Source organism: Streptomyces sp. NBC_01750, from assembly GCF_035918095.1.
Classification (GTDB): domain Bacteria; phylum Actinomycetota; class Actinomycetes; order Streptomycetales; family Streptomycetaceae; genus Streptomyces.
In genome coordinates, this window is sequence record NZ_CP109137.1 from 3,414,485 (window position 1) to 3,432,787 (window position 18,303).

Genomic DNA, 18,303 nt, shown 5'->3' on the forward strand with positions numbered 1-18,303 from the left:
GGAGTGAGTGACGGCGGTCCTCAGCGGAAGCTGCGACACCAGTCCCATCGGCGACGCACCCAGAGGCCGCCGGCAGGACAGGCACACCGGCTGCGCTCCGCGGCGGCGCTGCCACGGGGCGTATGCAATGCGGGGACAGTAGCGACCTGGTTCGCTCAGCGGAAGACCTCGTCCAGAATCCGGGCGCCGGTCCCTTGTTCCGCGGGACGGGTGGAGCCCGGGCGCACTCATGCACCCGGGCCCCGTTCGGCATCCGTGCACACGGCACCGGATACCGGCTCAGCGCCGTACACACGGCACCGCCGACCGGCTCACCGGCTCAGCGCCGACCGACCCACCGGCTCAGCACCGACCGACCCACCGGCTCACCGCATACGCGTGGCCCACTCCTGCACCTTCTTGATCCGCTCCCGGATCTGCCCGGCCGTCGCCTCCGCGCTCGGCGGCCCGCCGCACACGCGCCGCAGCTCTGTATGAATGACGCCGTGCGGCTTGCCGCTCTGGTGGACGTACGCGCCGACCATCGCGTTCAGCTGCTTGCGCAGTTCGAGGAGCTCCTTGTGGGAGACCACGGGCCGTCGCTCGGCGGGCAGTTCCAGCAGATCGGCCTCGTCGTCGGGCTTCTTGCGGCTGTGCGCGATCTGCCGTGCCTGGCGCTTCTGGAGGAGCAGCTGCACCTGGTCGGGTTCGAGGAGCCCGGGGATGCCGAGGTAGTCCTGCTCCTCCTCGCTCCCCGGGTGCGCCTGCATGCCGAACTCGGCGCCGTCGTACAGCACCCGGTCGAAGACCGCGTCGGACTCGAGGGCCTCGAAAGGGAGCATGTCCTGCTCCCCGGTGTCCTCGTCCTGCTGCTTCTCGGCCTCCGCCATCTCCTTCTCGGACTCGGCGTACGGGTCCTCGTCGCCGTCCTTCTTCGGCTTGTCGAGCACGTGGTCGCGCTCGACCTCCATCTCGCCCGCGAAGCCGAGGAGGTTCGGGATGGTCGGCAGGAAGACGGACGCGGTCTCGCCGCGGCGACGGGACCGTACGAAACGGCCCACCGCCTGCGCGAAGAAGAGCGGCGTCGAGATGGTCGTGGCGTACACCCCGACCGCGAGACGCGGCACGTCGACGCCCTCGGACACCATGCGGACCGCGACCATCCAGCGGTCCTCGTTCTCGCTGAACTCCTCGATCCGCTGGGAGGAGGCGGTTTCGTCGGAGAGGACGACGGTCGCCTTGCTGCCGGTGATCTCGCGGATCAGCTTGGCGTACGCACGGGCCGAGTCCTGGTCGGAGGCGATGACGAGACCGCCGGCATCCGGGATGCCCTTCCTGACTTCCGTCAGCCGCTTGTCGGCAGCCCGCAGAACGTTCGGCATCCAGTCGCCGCGCGGGTCGAGCGCGGTGCGCCAGGCCTGGGAGATGGCGTCCTTGGTCATCGGCTCGCCGAGGCGGGCGGCGACCTCGTCACCGGCCTTGGTGCGCCAGCGCATATTGCCGCTGTAACTCAGAAAGATCACGGGCCGGACGACGCCGTCGCCCAGCGCATTGCCATAGCCGTACGTGTAGTCCGCGGCGGACCGCCGAATCCCGTCGTTCCCCTCCTCGTACTGGACGAAGGGAATGGGATTGGTGTCGGACCTGAAGGGCGTACCGGTGAGCGCGAGCCGCCGGGTGGCCGGGTCGAAGGCCTCGAGGCAGGCCTCGCCCCACGACTTCGAGTCACCGGCGTGGTGAATCTCATCCAGAATCACCAGGGTCTTGCGCTGCTCGCAGCGGTTGCGGTGCAGCATGGGCCGTACGCCGACACCGGCGTACGTCACCGCCACACCCTGGTACTCCTTGCTCAGCGGCCCGGCACTGTACTCCGGGTCCAGCTTGATCCCTACCCGCGCCGCCGCGGCCGCCCACTGCTTCTTGAGGTGCTCGGTGGGAGCGACCACGGTCACCTGCTGCACGACGTGGTGGTGCAGCAGCCAGGAGGCGAGGGTGAGCGCGAAGGTGGTCTTTCCGGCGCCGGGGGTGGCGACGGCGAGGAAGTCCCGTGGCTGCTCCTGGAGATACCGCTCCATGGCGCCCTGCTGCCAGGCACGCAGCTTGCCTGCGGTACCCCACGGCGCACGACCGGGGAAGGCGGGTGAGAGGTGGTGGGAGGCGGTAGTAGTCACGGTCTCCGGTTCAAGGGCTCTCGGCAGCACGGGATCAGATAAGACAACCGGGCCACCCTACCGGTGAGCGGCAGGCGGCCCCGGCCAAACGAGGCCGGGGACACCAAGGGTGCGACTCAGCTCACACCGCCTCCTGCACGGCGCGCGGACTCCGCGGCCGTGACTTCGAGAACGCCCGCTACGCCTCCCGCGCCCGCAGCCTCGTCCCCACCCACGCCCCCACCAGCGCCACCGCCGCCATCGGCAGGAACACCGCAGCGAACGCCCCCGGGTGCGAGCCCGGGGCCCCCACCGCGACGTGCGCCGCGCCCACCGCTCCCCCGCCCAGCGCCGCGAACGCCGCGCCGCCCGCCGCCAGCAGCAGGACGTTCGACAGCCCGTCCGAGATCTGCAGCGCCGCCGAGTTCGCGCCCGCGGACTCCGGCGCCGACAGCTTCAGCAGCAGCACGCTCGTCGACGCGATCACCATGCCCATGCCGAAGCAGCCAATTCCCCACGCGACCCCGACGATCCACACCGGAACCGATGCGATCAGCACGCCGGCCGCGGTCACGATCGCCACCGCGACCGCGACCATGCCCCCCACCATCAGCCACTGCCGGTACGGTTCGAGACGCGGCCGGGACTGTACGTACGAGCCCAGCGCCCAGGTCGCCCCGCCGACCGCCAGCGACAGCCCGGCCATCGTCGGCGACAGCCCGCGCTGAGTGACCAGCATCAGCGGTACGAAGGATTCCGCGGCGATGAAGGACCCGGCCGCGATACCCCGAAGCAGCACGACCGACGGCAGCCCCCGCACCGCCCGGCAGGTCCCGCGCGGCAGCAGCCCGAGCACCGCCGGCACCAGCAGCGCCGTGCCCGCCACCACCGGGATCACCGACAGCCACCTCAGCTCCTGCCCGGCGTACTGCAGCAGCCCCGCCCCTACCGAGATCCCGAGGGCCAGCCGGATCCGCCGCCCGTCGAAGGGCTGCGGCGGCACGGAGGGATCGGCGGGCCCGGACGCCATCCGCCGGATCGCGGGCAGCGCGAGCGCCAGCGGGAAGACGACAAGCGCCGGGATGCCGATGAACACCCAGCGCCAGCCGAGGTGTTCGGTGACGGCCCCGGAGGCGAGCGGGCCCACGACCGAGGGGACCACCCAGCTCGCGGCGAACGCGGCCATGATCGACGGCCGCAGCCGTTCCGAATAGGCACGGCTGACGACCACGTACAGCGCGACGATCACCAGCCCACCGCCGAGCCCCTGGACCGCCCGCCCGGCGATGAACAGCCACATCGCGCTGGCGGTCCCGGACAGCAGCAGCCCCGCGCCGAAGGCCGATATCCCGGTGGCGAGCGGCCGCAGCGGCCCGTCGCGGTCGGCCCACTGCCCCGAGAGCACCATCGCGAAGAGGCTGGTGGTGAAGTACGCGGAGAAGGCGAAGGCGTACAGCGGGATGCCGTGCAGCTCCCGCGCCGCGATGGGCATCGCGGTGCCGACGGCGGTCGCCTCGAAGGCGATCAGCACGACGACGGAGACGATGCCGACGCTGAGCGCGCGATGCGATCTGCCGAGAATGCCGCCCTGGCCGTCGTCCGGGGCTGCGGGGGCTTCGGCTCTGCCGTCGGGGGGCGGCGTGACTTCGGCGTCACGAGGTTCGAGGGCGGTCATGGGCCTCAGAGTAAGGGGCATGGAGCGCTATGGGCCCTGTCGCTGGACTGGGCTCCGCTCATCCCTTGGTCGTACGACCATGAACGCCGTATGGCAGTCGCATTGCAGCCCGCGCGGGGCCCTTGAGCCGTGTATCCGCCCCGCCTACGGTCGAGGCACTGGAGTCACACGGCCGTGTGCCCGAGTGGTTGAGGGACTCGCCTGCAAAGCGAGTTACGCCGGTTCGATTCCGGTCACGGCCTCCAAGCGCGCAGCTGACTGATCTGCCAAAAGACAAAGGGCGGTCCCAATCGGGACCGCCCTTTGTGATCTTCCGTCTCAGTTCGCGTCTCAGTTCGCAGGTACGAGGGCTCCCGCGAGCCCATCGCTATCGTCGTCCGGCCCGTCTTTATCCGGTTTCCGGATGAGCCCGTCGGCCGACCGGTGGTCCATGGCCGATGGGAGGACGAGGCGACCGCGCGCCCACGCCAAACTCCAGCCGCCAGGCCGCTGACCAGGACAAATTCAGAAGTCCGGGTGAAGCACTAGCCGTTGTGCGGAGAGTTATCAAGGCACGACACGCCAGCAGCAGTGTGACAGAGCGTCAGACCCGTCCCCCGGGCGGCTCAACTTCCTTGCCAAGTGACTCTCGTTTCCGCCTACTTGATGGACCATCACAAGAGTGACCCTGGGCTTTCGAACACCCGATCGGCCCCTTTTTGTCACCCCTTAGCCATTTCTGAGGTGGCGTCAGGAATAGGGGCATGAGTATGTTCATTCTGGTCGGCCGCTCAGCTGACATCACTGAGAGATGGAGAACGGAATGTCTGAGAGAATGAGAAACGGAACGCGCAGGCGTATCGTTGTCGCGATCGCAGCGTCGGTGGGAATTACGGCCATGGCTGCAACCGGCGTGAACTACGCCTCGGCTTCCAGTTCCGTCCCGAAGTCCGCCCCGTCGGTGCCGCATGCCGATTCCGCCGTTCCCCTCGGAGGAGGCGACGGCCAGAATAACTTCGGAGGCGAAGGCCAGGCGAACCGCGGCTACAGGAACGACGAAGATGGACGGATCCAGGTCAACGAGCGAACGTATGCGGTAGAGACGGGCGTGTGCACCGCTGTGATCAGCAGTCCTGCCATGAGCTTCAACGTCCGAAGCGAGAGTGACAGGACCGTCGAATTCTTCAACGGGATTACCTGCGACGCCGGCGGTCCAATTGCGATTATTGAGCCCCGAGGCTCCAGCAGCGCAATCAACGGCACGACGGTCTTCGACGGGGTCGGGGCATTCGCGCTTGTAGGCAGCTTCCGAGCAATCGACAAACGCCACTGACCCCACGCGGACCATGGGCAGCGACAAGCCTGCCTGTGGCACTTGAGCCCCGGCCCGCCGCAATCGGGCCGGGCCCGTGCCCTCGATCAGTGGCCGGCGGATGCGATCCTCGGATGTGGGCCGGCCGCTCCATCCAGATTTGAAGCGACCCTATCGACGTGCTGGTTTAATACTGCATTCAAGTTTCGCCGAGCCGACGGTGTATACGTCGCGATTCGCGTGCACATCGAGTTCCAATGCGACACACGCCTCCATAGTGCCGCGTGCCGGTTTTGGCAGATGACTGCACACGCCCCATACGTAATGAATTCGCGCACTATCTGTAAGGCTTCAGTGTGTCGAGGCAGCCTCTCCCGGAAGGCTTCATGGAGTCATCAATAGCCTTTTCTTTATCCTTGTCCAGCACGAGACCCCTTGCAGTACGGGCCTCTTCCGGAGGCAGCCCGAGAACTCTGACGTCCTGCGGTTAGTGGTCGGCCTTCTTTCTGTGGTTGGCCACACTCGCCGGCGCGCCGGGTACTCGCACTCTGGACACATATCCCGGATTCCTCGACTTTCCGCCTCATCCACGGCAGAGATTTCTGAGTTGAACCCGTGGTGCGCCAGCAGCCGAAGGAATTGCGACAGACCTGCATCGACGCGCTGTGCGCGTACCTGCGCCTCCCGTTCGCCGCCGAAACCGACTTACCGTCCGGCGACGCGGATGCCCGGCACGCCTACCTGGCCGTGCGCGAAGTCCGGCACACAGTCATCCGCCTCATCCGCGACCACCTCCGCCTTGCCTCCGAGCACCCCCACTCCTGGCAGGGCTGCGACCTGGATTTCACCGGCGTCGTCTTCGACGGCGGGGACTTCTCCGGCGCCGCGTTCTCCGGCGGCATGGCCCAGTTCGACGGAGCGGAGTTCTCCGGCGGCACGGTGACCTTCGACGGAGCGGCGCTCTCCGGGAGCACGGTCCACTTCAACTGCGCGGCGTTCTCCGGCACGGTGACCTTCGAAGGAGCGGGGCGGAACCCCGGAAGGGGTGCCGCCCCTTTGTCCGTCCGTCTCGGTTCCCGTCTCAAGGAGCTCGCATTGCTCGGGGCGGTTCTCGCTCCCACCGACGCGGCGCATGGCAACGAGCGGCGGCAACGGCCTCGACATTCGGTCCGCCCCGCCGGCTTGCGCTTCTCGGCCGGTACGGGGAGCTCCCTCGGGCCCACAGGTTCCGTCCGGTTACCGCCCAAGTGCATTCCCACCTCGGACGATCCCGCTCGACAGGCACCCCGCTCAGAACGGACTTACCGTCGAGCAGTAGGCGCTGCACCGATGCGGAGCCCTTGCTTCCGCAGCCTGACCCGCGTAAGCAACACCAAGAGGAGACGATCCGACATGGCCACAGCATCAGAAACCCCTGTCCTGGACACCCTCGCCGCGATGACCGTCGACTCGATCGAGCGGTGCGGGCTGTCCCCGGACATGCTCATGCTCACCCGCATTGCGGCCCTCGCGGCGTCGGACGCGCCGCCGATTTCCTACCTCGCCCACATCGACCCCGCCATCAGGGCCGGCATGACCGCCGACCAGTTGCAGGACGTCCTGGTCGCCATCGCCCCCATCGTGGGCACGGCCCGCGTCATGACGGCAGCCGGCAACATCACCAAGGCACTCGGCGTCGCCATCGCCGTCGCCGAGACCGAGATCGAGGCCCAGGGCTGAGCGCAGAAGCGCTGCCCAAGGCCGGGCTCCTGGAAACGGGACGTCAAGCGGCTGTCGGCGAGTCTCGATGCACGCGGCCTTCCGTATCCGGGGCGGTACGGAAGGCCGGCCACGGCCCCCGGCCCCCGTTTCACTGCCCGTAGGCGTCCTTCAGCCCCTGGACGTCGATCTTCTTCATCCCGAGCATCGCCTTCATGACCTGCTGGGACTTGACCGGATCGGGGTCGCTCAGCAAGTCGGTCAGCGTCTTGGGGACGATCTGCCACGACAGCCCGAACTTGTCCTTCAGCCAGCCGCACGGCCCTTCCTCCCCACCGGCGCCGAGCTTCGCCCAGAGCTCGTCCACCTCTTCCTGCGAGGCGCAGTCCACGTAGAGCGAGATGGCTTCGTTGAACCTGAACTGCGGGCCGCCGTTGAGCGCGATGAACTTCTGTCCCGCGAGCTCGAAGGTGACGGTCATCGCTGTTCCCGGCTCGCCCGGTCCGGCCTCTCCGTACCGCTGTACGTCGGTCACGCGCGAGTCGTCGAAGATCGACGTGTAGTGCTGGGCGGCCTCCTCAGCCTGGTTGTCGAACCAGAGGAAGGTCGTGATCTTCTGCATGAGGGTTCTCCTTGCCGGTCGGGGGCGACTGCCTCACCGAGGTAGACCGCCGGGGCCGGCGAAACTCATCGCCCGCACCGGACCGAACGGGGCGCCGCGGTCGCAGTCGTACACACTCTGCGAACGCACATCGAGCCGCTGCCTGGCCTCCGCGGGACAGGCCGCGGGACAGGCCGCGGGATCCGGGGCGGACCTCGTCCGTACCTCATCACCTGGCACCCGCTGAGCGCCCGCACGCCCAGAAGTGCCCCCCTTCCAGTGCCTTGCGTCCGGCCAACACCGTCATGGCTGTGACGCCACGGATCCGGGGGCCCCGCACGCGGGCGCACTCACTCAACTCCCGGGCGCGGATGCTCTTGCCTGCGCCGTCCAGCCCCTGCTGGGCGACCTCAGCTCTCGGGCCAGTCCCCGTATCGTGTGAAGGTCTCCGTACCGCTCTTGCCCTTGAACCAGCTGACAGTGACCGAGTCCCCGCCGCCGTACGTGAGATCCCCGGCGCGGTCTTCGGCCTTGACCGGCTTTCCGCCGCGCTCGCAGAGCACCGCGATCTGGTACTTCTTCTCGGGCTCCTCGACCTTCCGGATACCGCGGCACTCCAGTCCGCCGGAGACCAGGATGACCGAGATCTTGTCCGGCTTCTCGGTGTCCACGCTCTCCTTCAACCCGAGCATGCCGCCGCCGGAGTCGGACCTCCACATACCCACCATGCCGGTCCCGGTCGGCTCGGCCCCGATGCCGGTCTCCTCCTCGCTCGGGGTCGCGCTGGGCTCGACTGCCGGCTCCTCGCTCTCCGGCGGGCCGGTGGACGGCTTCACGCTGACCTGTGAACTCCCGTTGGCCGAAGGCTTGTCGTCGTCACCTCCGCCCGACGTGACGAACCAGACGACACCACCGATGACGGCGACCGCCGCGACTGCGGCAGCGATGATCAAAGGAGTCCTACGGCCACCGGAGGGGGCGGGCGGAGGGGGCGGATAGGTCCCGTACGGCGAAGGCTGCTGACCATACGAGCCGTAGGGAGCGCCGTACTGCGCAGGCTGGTTCGGCGGATACTGCGGAGCCTGTGGCGGCTGCGCCGGCGGCGGAGGCGGAACCGGTGGCACCCCCGGCCGCGCATCCTGCGGTCCCGGCTGCCCATACTGCCCGGGCCAGTCCTGAGGACCCTGATACGGCGGCTGAGTCATCGGTGTGCACCTCGTTCCGCGGGCATGCCACCCGCACGTGGGGGGATCTCGTACGAACCCTGCCGCTTACGGCACGGGCCCGGATGAGTATGGATCACCAACCTCCCTGAGCACCGGCACTTATTCGGGTACTCAGCAGCACCACTCGGGCCGACCGCCCTTGATTACGTATGCAATTGAGTACGTCTACCCTCATTGCCGAGCCCGCCCGGACAGCAAGGTGATCCACAACTCCTTCCGAGCGGAAGGCAACCCGGCCGATCGTCTGTCGGGCCGCTGAGTAAGCTCCTGATGCTGTTGGGGACACCGAGGGGGATTCACACATGGGACGACTGCGCACAGCCCTGCCGCAATGTGCTGCTGCGCATGACTGCCTTCCCGGGATCTGACCAATGCTCTCCCCATTGACGCACCACGATCCCTTCGCGATCGGCTCGTACCGTCCGATCGCCCGCCTGGGCAGCGGCGGTATGGGAACCGTCTATCTGGCCCGTTCCGCCGGCGGCCGAACCGTCGCGCTCAAGACCATGCACGCGGGCATCGCATCGGACCCGGCCTCGCGTACCCGCTTCCGTCTCGAAACCGACGCGGCTCGCATCATCGGCGGCCACCACGGGGCGACGGTCGTCGATGCGGACCCGCTCGCCGAAACTCCCTGGCTGGCAACGGAGTACGTACTCGGTCCGCCCCTCGACGACGCCGTCTCGCTTGCCGGACCGCTCCCTGAGCCCTCGGTCCGCGCCCTCGGCGCAGCCCTCGCCGGAGCCCTCGCCCAGCTCCACTCCTCCGACGTCGTACACCGCGACCTCAAGCCCTCCAACGTGATGGTCACGGCGTACGGCCCGAAAATCATCGACTTCGGCATCGCCCACGCGGCGGGCGACGACCGCCTCACCCGCACCGGAGCCGCCGCGGGCACCCCCGCCTTCATGTCCCCGGAACAGGCAACAGGGCAGGAACACACACCGGCGGGCGACGTCTTCGCCCTCGCGGGCGTCCTCACCTACGCGGCAACGGGCCACGGCCCCTTCGGCTCGGGCCGGCCCGCCGACCTCCTCTACCGCGTCCGCTACGCCGACCCCGACCTCACCGGCGTCCCCGAAGCACTGACTGCGACCCTGACCCAAAGCCTCTCCAAGGACCCCGCCCAGCGCCCCACCACCGCGGACCTCGTCACACAACTCCACGACGGCCAGGGCCAATTCGCCGACCATCTCCCCGACACCCTCCTCGCCGAGATCGCCCGCCGCGCGTCGATGGTCTGGTACTACCAACCGCACCGCCTCCCGGCCCCGGAGGAGTTCGAGACCCCTGCCCCGAGCGGCATGTCCCGCCGCAAGCTGCTCACCATCGGTGGCGGGTCGGCTCTCGGCGTGGCTGCCGCAGGCGTCGGGGCGTGGGCGTGGTTCGACAAGAAGCAGGCAGGCCACGACGGTTCGGACAACCAGCCCCGGGCCGAGAACGACGGGCCGCCGGCCGTATGGAGCGCCGAGGTCGCCGACAAGTGGCAGCGCCAGCTCCCCATGCCCGTCGGCAACACGATCGTCACCCTGTCCGACGATGGGCTGCTGGGCCTGGACGCGAAGACCGGCAAGCAGCGCTGGTCCTACTCCGCGCTTGGCGTGGGGCAGCAGATCGCGTCGGACGGCACGGCGATCTACGGCTTCGTACCCGAGGAGACCGAAGGGGAGGGGCTGACACTCAGCGCGTTCTCGGCTGCCGATGGAACCCTCGAACGTCGCATCGGGCACTTCGCCGAATTCAGCGGCGCCGTGCACGATGTGGAACTGCTCACCGCCGCTGACGGCATCCTCTGTCTGATCGCCTGGACCGGGCCCAAGTCCACGGACTTCGCCGACCAGGCCAAGGGCTGGCGCCTGCTCGCCGTGGACATCCGTACCGGGAAGAAGCTCTGGCAGCGGCCCCACGGGATGATCTATCCCGACAACGGCTCGACGGCGGTCAGCGCGAAGGCCGTCGGAAAGTGCCTCGTCACCGCAAGCAACGGAGTGGCTCTACCGGACTTCAGCGTGAGCGGCACCGACATCCGCACCGGAAAGCGGCTCTGGACGACGGAGATGCCCAGAGTACGGGGCGACAACTCCTTCCTGATTCCCGGCCAACTCGCTGTGGACCAGCAGCACGTCTACATCAGCAGCGGACGGGTCCACGCGGTCCGGCACTCCGACGGCAAGGTCGCCTGGTCGTTCGGTGACGGGCGCAATCAGGGCGACGTCGATGAGAACGCACGACACTACGGGCCGCCGGCCGTGAAGAACGGCGTCGTGTACGCGGCCGAGGGCAGCCGTGGCCTCGTCGCCCTGAACGCCGCCACGGGAAAGCTGCTGTGGGAGGAGGTGGAGGACCTGACGAAGGAGGAGGATCCGGGGCTCGACGTGCCACCGGTCGTCGGTACGAAGTTCGTGTACGCGCATCTGACCAGCGGCATCAGCGCCGTGGATCTCCGCACCCACAAGTCCGTCTGGTCGTCGCCGAGTTCCGCGATCCGTTTCGCGGTGCACGAGGGAACCAAGACGCTCATCGGCGCCGACAACGCCACCGTGACCGCCCTGCCCTTCGAGTGAGAGAGCCTCACCATGATTCCCCTCAGCACCGGCGATCCCCTGCGCCTCGGCCCGTACCGGCTCATCGGCACACTCGGCGAAGGGGGCATGGGGAAGGTCTACTTCGGGCGCGACAACGCCGGCCGCAAGGCGGCGGTCAAGGTCCTTCGGCCCGAGCTCGCGCACGACCAGCAGCTGGCCCAGCGCTTCGTCCGCGAGGCCCGGACCGCCCAGGCCGTCGCCAGCACCGGCGTGGCACGGGTTCTGGGCTCACAGACCGAGGGCGGACGGCCGTGGATCGCGGCTGAGTTCCTCGCCGGGCCCACGCTGGAGGAGGCGGTCACGGCGTACGGGCCCCTGGACGAGCCCTGCCTGCGTGCGCTCGCCGCGTCCCTCGCCCGTACTCTCCAGGACATTCATGCGGCGCACCTGGTCCACCGAGACCTCAAGCCGTCCAACATCGTGCTGACCTCGCGCGGCCCTCGCGTCATCGACTTCGGCATCGCCCGACCCGAGCACGGACTGACCCTGACCACCACGGGCCAGGTCCCGGTGACCCCGGGCTACGGCGCTCCCGAGCAGGTGCTCGGGCAGCGCGTCGGCCCGGCGGCCGACGTCTTCTCGCTCGGGGCGGTTCTCGCGTACGCGGCCGGGGGGCAACGGGCCTTCAACGGTGCGCACGTGGCGGCGGTGCAATACGAAGTCGTCCATGGTGAAGCGGACCTGAGCCGGGTGCCGGACCAGCTCCGCCCCCTGATCCTCCCCTGCCTCGCCAAGGACCCTGCGCAGCGGCCCGTACCCACTCAGATCGCCCAGGCGCTCGTGCCTCCCAAGGGCGCCGCCAAGGTCTGGCGGCAGGGGCCCTGGGCCGTGGAGATCGCCCGGCGGGAGAGCGCGGCCGAGCATCTGGTCTCGTCGTACTCGACAGACGTTTCCGCCCAGCCGTCCCGACGGCGCATGCTCACCACCCTCGCCGTGGGCGGCACTGTCCTCGCGGCCGGCGCGGGCACGACCGCCTGGTGGCTCAGGGGTGGCCCGGACGGTTCGGAGCCGCGACCGGTCGCTGTTCCGCCGGCCGTCGAGAAGCCGTCGGCCGCGGTACTGGCGGCCACCGAGGCATTCGCGCCGCTGTGGGGCCCCGTGCGCGGTGCGAGTCCAAAGACCCCGTCTCCCCTGCCCGTACGCGATGTGGTGGTCTTCAACCAGGAGAGCGGTGGGCTGGCCGCCCACCGGGTGACGGACGGAAAGCGGAGGTGGCTCGTCACCGGGGCGGGTGGCTTCGCCGGCTTCCTGTCGGTCGCCGACCGTCTCGTCGTGGCGGCGGACACGGGAGGCGCGTTGCAGGCATTCATCGCCTCCACCGGGGAAAAGGCCTGGACCGCGTCGGGCGTCACCGTCGAGAAGCTGCTGGCGGCAGACGCCGACACGGTCTACGTAATGACGAAGGAACGGCATCTGAGCGCGGTCAGCGTCGCCACGCGGAAGGCGCTGTGGTCGGTCCCCACACCAGTACGCACCTCGTTCACCGATCCACCGGCGGCGGCCGTCGGCGCGGGACGTCTGGTGCTCTTCGCATCGGACGGCCTGGTGGTCGCACTGGACACGGCCACCGGCCGCAAGGTGTGGGGCCTGCCCGACCAGGGAACGGCGCCCCTGCTACCGGCGATTGTGAAGGACAGGGTCTACTTCGGGGGGCGGACGCTTGCCGCCCACATGCTCGCCGACGGCAAGAAGATCTGGTCAGTGGAGGCGGAGACGGCCGTCGAGGAGACATCCGGCGGCTGGGGTCCTCCGGCGGTCCGCGGGGACGAGGTCTACGCCGTCGACGACAAGCTCTACCGCCGGCGTGCGAGCGATGGAAAGAAGGAATGGATGTTCTTTCTCCGCGGATACGGCGACGACCCCCGGAAGCGGCCCGTTGTGCAGGGCGGCACTGTCTGGATCGTCGAGTCCAGCGGCTACGGGCTGACGGCTGTCAGCGCGCACACCGGCGACGAGCTCTCCCTCTACACCTTCGGCGACAAGGACACGAACGCGTACGAGGTGTCGGGCGACGGCAATCGGCTCTTCGCCGCTCATGCCGGCTCTGTCGTCGCCATGCCCGTACGACCGTGAACCGGATTGCACGTGCAAGGAGCACCGGAAGGCGACGGGCCGTCAACAGCCCCGTGACCGCCCCTGGACGGCCCACCCTCCAGACCCACGCCGGTACTTGAGTAGGCTCCTGTCGTTCATGAAACCACGGGGGCTTAGCAGATGGAACGAGCGCACACGGAACGACCGCACGGGTACAGTCCGCGCCAGATCGGACCGTACTACCTCATCACGCGTCTCGATCCGGCCGGTCCGGGCTTCCCCCCTGTCCCCGAACACCGCTTTATCGCGCGGTGCGCGGACGGCGACCGTACGGTGCTGGTCAGAACCCCTGTGGATGGCGTCGATCCCGGGCGATTTCTCGTTGAGGCGGACGCGGGCCGCCGACTGCTCGGCCCATGGGTCTCCCCGGTCGCCGAACTCTCGCCGCCGTCCAACGCCCCCTGGTACGCGTCCCCGTACCTCCCCTCGCTGCCCCTTCCCGTGGCCCTCACCGTCCACGGCGGGCCCTTGCCCGAGCGCACAGTGCGGGCCATCGGGACTGCCCTCGCCGAGACGCTGGCGGGCGCGCACGCGACGGGCATCACGCACGCGGGCCTGTCGCCCGCAGCCGTACTGCTGGCGGGCGACGGCCCGCGCCTGACCTGCTTCGGCGCCGTACGCGCCGCCGCCCCGGACGGCGAACAGCGCTCCGGCCTCCCCGGCCTGGAGCCCGGCAGCCTCGCCCCGGAACAAGCGTCGGGCGGCCGCCCCCGCCCGCCCGGGGACGTCTACGCACTGGGCGCGGTCCTCGCGTACGCCGCCACCGGCCACACGGTCCCGGACCGCAGCGAACTACCCGAATCCCTGCGCTCCTTGATCTCCCGCTGCCTCACTCGTGACCCGGCGGCCCGCCCCACCGCTGCCGAGGTCCTGCACGCGCTGCCTCCCGCGTCACCGGCACCCGCGGCCACGGTTCTCGACTCGAGCACCTCGCTGCTGACGCCCGGCTGGCTGCCGGGTCGCGTGGTGGCGGCAGTGGCCCGCCAGTCCGCCGAGGTCCTCGCCGCTGAGCTCCGCGTCCCGCAGCCCCACGGGGTTTGACCGGTGCTGTCTCCTCTGACGCATGACGATCCCGCCGGTTTCGGTTCCTACCGTCTGATCGCCCGGCTGGGCAGCGGCGGCATGGGCACCGTGTACCTTGCCCGCTCGGCCGGCGGCCGGACCGTCGCGCTCAAGACCATGCACGCGGGCATCGCCTCGGACCCGGGATTCCGCACCCGCTTCCGCCTGGAAACAGACGCGGCACGGATCATCGGCGGCCATCACGGCGCGATCGTGGTCGACGCCGACCCGGTGGCGCAGACGCCGTGGCTGGCCACTGAGTACGTACTCGGCCCACCACTGGACGACGCCGTTTCGCTTGCCGGACCGCTGCCCGAACCGTCGGTCCGGGCGCTGGGCGCCGCTCTTGCCGGGGCCCTCGCCCAGCTCAAAGCGGAGTCCCTACGGCGCAGGGGCGTCCGCTTCCTACACAGCAACGACCTCAACACGAGCCCTCGACGGCGGTCGCCGTCAGTTCGTACTCGGGCACCACCGTGCTCGACCCGTCCACACCCGGCACGGCGAACCCGCCCTCCCCCGACTCGCTCTGCGAGACGTGCATGCAGAAGACGAAGTCCTCACCACGCGCGGTGACTTCATAGTCGTCACTCTCACCGACGGCTTTGGCCTCGACCGCGTACGACGGCCCCTTGCCCTCGCCCGCGTCACCGACCTTCGACTCGATCAGCGAGGCATAGCCACCGGCCGACGAGTCGACGTGCGACTCATCTCCCAACGAGACGGCCGCGCTCTGGACAGCGTCTTTGAACTCACTTTTGCTCCAGGAGGCTTCATCGGCGAAGTTCATCGCCGAACACCCCTGAAACACCATGATCCCGGCGGCAGCGAAGACGACGACGCGCCCGATGACGTACGCGGTGTCGGAGGGCTCATTGGCCTCCGGATTGCGGTAACGCCAGGAGGACAGCTTCCAGTAGAGTTTACGCTGGTCGGCAAGCCCGAGGGCAATGAAGAGGGCCGCCGCGACGAAGAAGAAGATGACGACGCCGGTCATTACTTCAGACCCTTCTGTCGCTCCGGCGGATCCGGGAACGTCAGCTGGTTCTCACAATTCAGACCCTCCGCCACCTTCCGGGCCGAGGCAATGAGCAACTTGGCGCTTGCGTTACTGCTCAGGCCGACGCGGTCGGTGATGACGCCGCGAAGGATCGCCCCCTTCTTCCCCGAATCGACCAGGTCGGTCCGCCGGCAGTCGACCAGAAGCTCCGAACTCCCCTCCTTCGCCACGAACACGGCGGACGCTCCTGGCTTGGCGTCCTTCGGCGGGAGGGGCCCCGGCCACCATCCGAAATAGATATCGATCTCCGCGGACCCGCCCGATTCGTCATCGATAAAGCACGTGGATTTGGAGTGCCTGGACCAATCCATTTCCTCACCGAGGTATCGCCCCACCTCAGCGGCCTTGTCGACGGCGAGTTCGGCCTGTGCGCCTCGCCCGAGTTTCTTGCCCCTCGGTCTGTCCAGCGTCTCGGCGACGGTCTCTTTGTCGAGGATCCCCCCGCAGGCACGGTTCAAGGGCGTCAGGGCGACCGCTGGCTTGGACTTCTTCTCCGGCTCCTCGCCACTCCCGCTGCACGCGCTGCTCGCCAAGAGCACACACGCCAACAGGATGACAACAGGAGACCGGCGGGAGTAGTACCGCTCCATCACTCAGTCCGCATCAGTCTGGTCGGTCTCGTTGTCACCGGCGTTGTAGCCAGCTTCAATGCTATGGCTCGTCTGCTTGTACCAGTCGGTTCCATCGAGCTCGGGATGGACGGCGATGTACGCGTCGAGCGGATCGACCGCTCGGCGTCTGCCCAGTTCGACGAACTTAGCTTTGTCCATTTCTTCCTTGCGATCGAAATCGGCTTCCTTTTCAGCCAGTTCACGATCGATCCTGATTCCCTGTTCCGTTTCCATGGCCCCTCCCGCGCCTTCGATGACGGCTGGCACAGCGAAGGCGACGGCTGCCGCAGTCGCGGGCCCGCCGAACGGGAGGGTGGCCAGGCCGACCCCCAGGCCGATTCCCTGGCTGACCCCGAACTTCTTCCACTCCGCCGCTTCGGCCATCTTGCGATTGGCTTCGTCGGTGGCTTCACCGTACGCGTGGTTGATCTCGCTGACCCGAGCCTGGTCAAGGATTCCATGTGCCTTGGAGCCCGTTTCCAGGATCGTGGAGAGTGCAGCGTCGGGCTGACGGTGTGCCACCAGCGCACTTGAGGTGTATTCATGCTGGGCTGCCGAGAGAATCTCGTAGCTCCCCTCGTGCTTGCCCACAGAGGCAAGGAAGTCGGAAGCCGTTTGATGCTTGAGATTAATGTGGCCCGGGCCCTCGTGGTTGAAGGCTTCGTCGCGGAGCGCCTGGCCACTATCCTTGTCGCCGAAGTTCCCCACTGCCCAGTCCAGATCATCGATATACCCGGCGCCCATCTTGGCGAGGCTGTTTCCGATGCCAGGCTTGTCGGCCACGTAACCCTGGTCGTCTGCGACCGTCTGGACTACCTGGGACATGATGTTGGCCGTCGTGTCGTCGCGGCGCAGTCCGAGATCCGGCTGGTCGTACGGCACACCGAGCGTCGCGGCTTCCAGCGCGTGGCCCAGTTCGTCGTACCCGTAACCCCGCTTGTCCTCCGCGAAGGGATTTCCGTCGGGCCACTTGCGATCGGTCATGAGGTACTTCAGCTCCGGGTCGACCTTGGATTCAGCCTCCCAGTCCTTTGAGTAGAACATCTCCTTCGCCGCGTCCGGGTTGTGCCCCAGCGCCTCCATGTAACCGGCCATGGGATCCAAACCGTGGTCCGACCCGGCTCCGAAGCTCAGGAACGGGTCGATCGAGCCGTCCGGACGGTACAGCTGCTTCAGCTCCGTCTTGCTGTGATCCTTCTCGAAGCCGATGAGACCCTTGCCGTAATCCTTGAGGAAGTCCTTGTCGTACTCGCCGTTCCGCATGAGGCTGCTCATCACCTGGAAGCCGTACGGCCCCTTGTGACTGGTGCCGGCATTCATGTCTAGGAGCTCGACCTGCTTGCTCCCGAGGCCCACCATGTCCTTCTTCCAGCGTTCCATGGCGTCGCTGTCGGAATGGGAGGCGAGCGCGAGGGTGTAACCGAGCGACTTCTGAATGCTTTCCGACGCCTTTGACTGATCTCCACCGGTCTGCGTCCGGTCCGCGATGCGTGTCCAGAGCTCGAGAGTCCCCTTGGGCCCCATGTTCGTGGCGAACTTCTCGGCGAAGTACGGATCCCCTTCGTGCTTCGCGATGAGAGAATTGATCCGCTGGAGGGTCTTGGGATCCAAGTTGCCCGAAAGGCCGGCGAGCCTCAGATCGCTCTTGTCCCCGGTCAGCTTCTCGAGTTCCCTGAGGTCCTTGTCGGCCTGCTCGCGGCCCTTCTGCGCATCCTTGATGCTGTTGTAAGTGTCGGAGTCAAAACCGCGCCGGCGGCCGTTGTGATCCTGGCTGAGGGCCCAGTGCAGCGTGTCGTCAGCTTCCTGAGCAGCCGTCACCTGGTTCTGAATACTGGTCCGGTAGGCCTGGATCGACTCCTGGTATGCCTTGTTGAGCTGCGCTTGGTTCTCGGTTCCCTCCGGAGGATCGAACCAGACCTCGCCGTCGGGCTTGATCGAGAGATACTTGTCCTTCTCGATGTCTGCCGTCAGGCTCTTCAGCTTCTTCTGCGCTTCCGTGAAGATCTCATGCGCATCGGAGAGCAGCTTGTGGACGTCCGCTGCCTCATCGCCGGCAGCCACCATCTGCTTGTCCACCATGGACAGCTTCTCGTAGGCCGCGGTGGCCGCCTCGCCCTTCCAGTCGGACCCGTAAATATCCTTGACCACTGTGTTCGAGTAGAGCGTGTTGGCCTTCTGGAACTTCTCAGGAAGCTTGCCCCATTGGGTCACAGCCTCTGAGAGTTCCGTGAAGTCGGCATGGAGGAGCGTCTTGTAGTCGAGCATGTCCGTGAT

General features: G+C 67.9%; 13 protein-coding genes and 1 tRNA gene. 6 read left to right on the top strand and 8 right to left on the bottom strand.

Translation table 11 applies throughout. The annotated features are described in order from the left end of the window. Positions 1 to 365: 365 nt before the first annotated feature. Complete coding sequence (locus tag OG966_RS15355; RefSeq protein WP_326650182.1) at positions 366 to 2,150, bottom strand: DEAD/DEAH box helicase; 1,785 nt, start codon at positions 2,148 to 2,150, stop codon at positions 366 to 368. Positions 2,151 to 2,328: 178 nt separating this feature from the next. Further along, positions 2,329 to 3,804: an MFS transporter gene (locus OG966_RS15360; RefSeq protein ID WP_326650183.1), complete on the bottom strand. Its 1,476-nt coding sequence runs from the start codon at positions 3,802 to 3,804 to the stop codon at positions 2,329 to 2,331. Positions 3,805 to 3,974: 170 nt separating this feature from the next. Here OG966_RS15360 and OG966_RS15365 point away from each other — a divergent pair. Continuing rightward, positions 3,975 to 4,049 (top strand) — tRNA-Cys (locus OG966_RS15365). Positions 4,050 to 4,606: 557 nt separating this feature from the next. Next, positions 4,607 to 5,116: a hypothetical protein gene (locus tag OG966_RS15370; RefSeq protein WP_326650184.1), complete on the top strand. Its 510-nt coding sequence runs from the start codon at positions 4,607 to 4,609 to the stop codon at positions 5,114 to 5,116. Positions 5,117 to 5,800: 684 nt separating this feature from the next. Here OG966_RS15370 and OG966_RS15375 read toward each other — a convergent pair. Further along, positions 5,801 to 6,076 (bottom strand): hypothetical protein, encoded by a 276-nt coding sequence (locus OG966_RS15375; RefSeq protein ID WP_326650185.1) that lies wholly within the window; start codon positions 6,074 to 6,076, stop codon positions 5,801 to 5,803. Between the two features lie 411 nt (positions 6,077 to 6,487). Between OG966_RS15375 and OG966_RS15380 the strand changes: the two genes are divergently transcribed. Next, positions 6,488 to 6,814, top strand: a complete 327-nt coding sequence (locus OG966_RS15380) for a carboxymuconolactone decarboxylase family protein (protein ID WP_326650186.1) — start codon at positions 6,488 to 6,490, stop codon at positions 6,812 to 6,814. A 130-nt stretch (positions 6,815 to 6,944) separates the two neighbouring features. On the opposite strand, the gene OG966_RS15385 is transcribed toward OG966_RS15380, so the two are convergent. After that, positions 6,945 to 7,415, bottom strand: a complete 471-nt coding sequence (locus tag OG966_RS15385) for a VOC family protein (RefSeq protein WP_326650187.1) — start codon at positions 7,413 to 7,415, stop codon at positions 6,945 to 6,947. A gap of 389 nt (positions 7,416 to 7,804) precedes the next feature. Then, positions 7,805 to 8,347 (bottom strand): hypothetical protein, encoded by a 543-nt coding sequence (locus tag OG966_RS15390; protein WP_326650188.1) that lies wholly within the window; start codon positions 8,345 to 8,347, stop codon positions 7,805 to 7,807. A 656-nt stretch (positions 8,348 to 9,003) separates the two neighbouring features. Here OG966_RS15390 and OG966_RS15395 point away from each other — a divergent pair. From OG966_RS15395 to OG966_RS15405, 3 genes are all read left to right on the top strand, one after another. Beyond that, a complete protein-coding gene (locus tag OG966_RS15395) occupies positions 9,004 to 11,184 on the top strand; it encodes a serine/threonine-protein kinase (protein WP_326650189.1) in 2,181 nt (726 codons plus the stop codon). 12 nt (positions 11,185 to 11,196) lie between these two features. Further along, positions 11,197 to 13,278 carry a serine/threonine-protein kinase gene (locus OG966_RS15400; protein WP_326650190.1) on the top strand — a complete coding sequence of 694 codons (2,082 nt, stop codon included), beginning with the start codon at positions 11,197 to 11,199 and terminating at the stop codon, positions 13,276 to 13,278. A 141-nt stretch (positions 13,279 to 13,419) separates the two neighbouring features. Then, positions 13,420 to 14,340: a serine/threonine protein kinase gene (locus tag OG966_RS15405; RefSeq protein WP_326650191.1), complete on the top strand. Its 921-nt coding sequence runs from the start codon at positions 13,420 to 13,422 to the stop codon at positions 14,338 to 14,340. 442 nt (positions 14,341 to 14,782) lie between these two features. On the opposite strand, the gene OG966_RS15415 is transcribed toward OG966_RS15405, so the two are convergent. Genes OG966_RS15415 through OG966_RS15425 form a run of 3 tightly spaced genes read right to left on the bottom strand, consistent with a single transcriptional unit; the run spans position 14,783 to position 18,294 of the window. Further along, positions 14,783 to 15,355, bottom strand: coding sequence for a hypothetical protein (locus tag OG966_RS15415; protein WP_326650192.1), 573 nt, complete (start codon positions 15,353 to 15,355; stop codon positions 14,783 to 14,785). After that, positions 15,355 to 16,008: a hypothetical protein gene (locus tag OG966_RS15420; protein ID WP_326650193.1), complete on the bottom strand. Its 654-nt coding sequence runs from the start codon at positions 16,006 to 16,008 to the stop codon at positions 15,355 to 15,357. Before OG966_RS15420 ends, OG966_RS15415 begins: the two co-directional genes overlap by 1 nt. A 3-nt stretch (positions 16,009 to 16,011) precedes the next feature. After that, a complete protein-coding gene (locus OG966_RS15425) occupies positions 16,012 to 18,294 on the bottom strand; it encodes a DUF6571 family protein (protein WP_326650194.1) in 2,283 nt (760 codons plus the stop codon). Between the last annotated feature and the right edge of the window lie 9 nt (positions 18,295 to 18,303).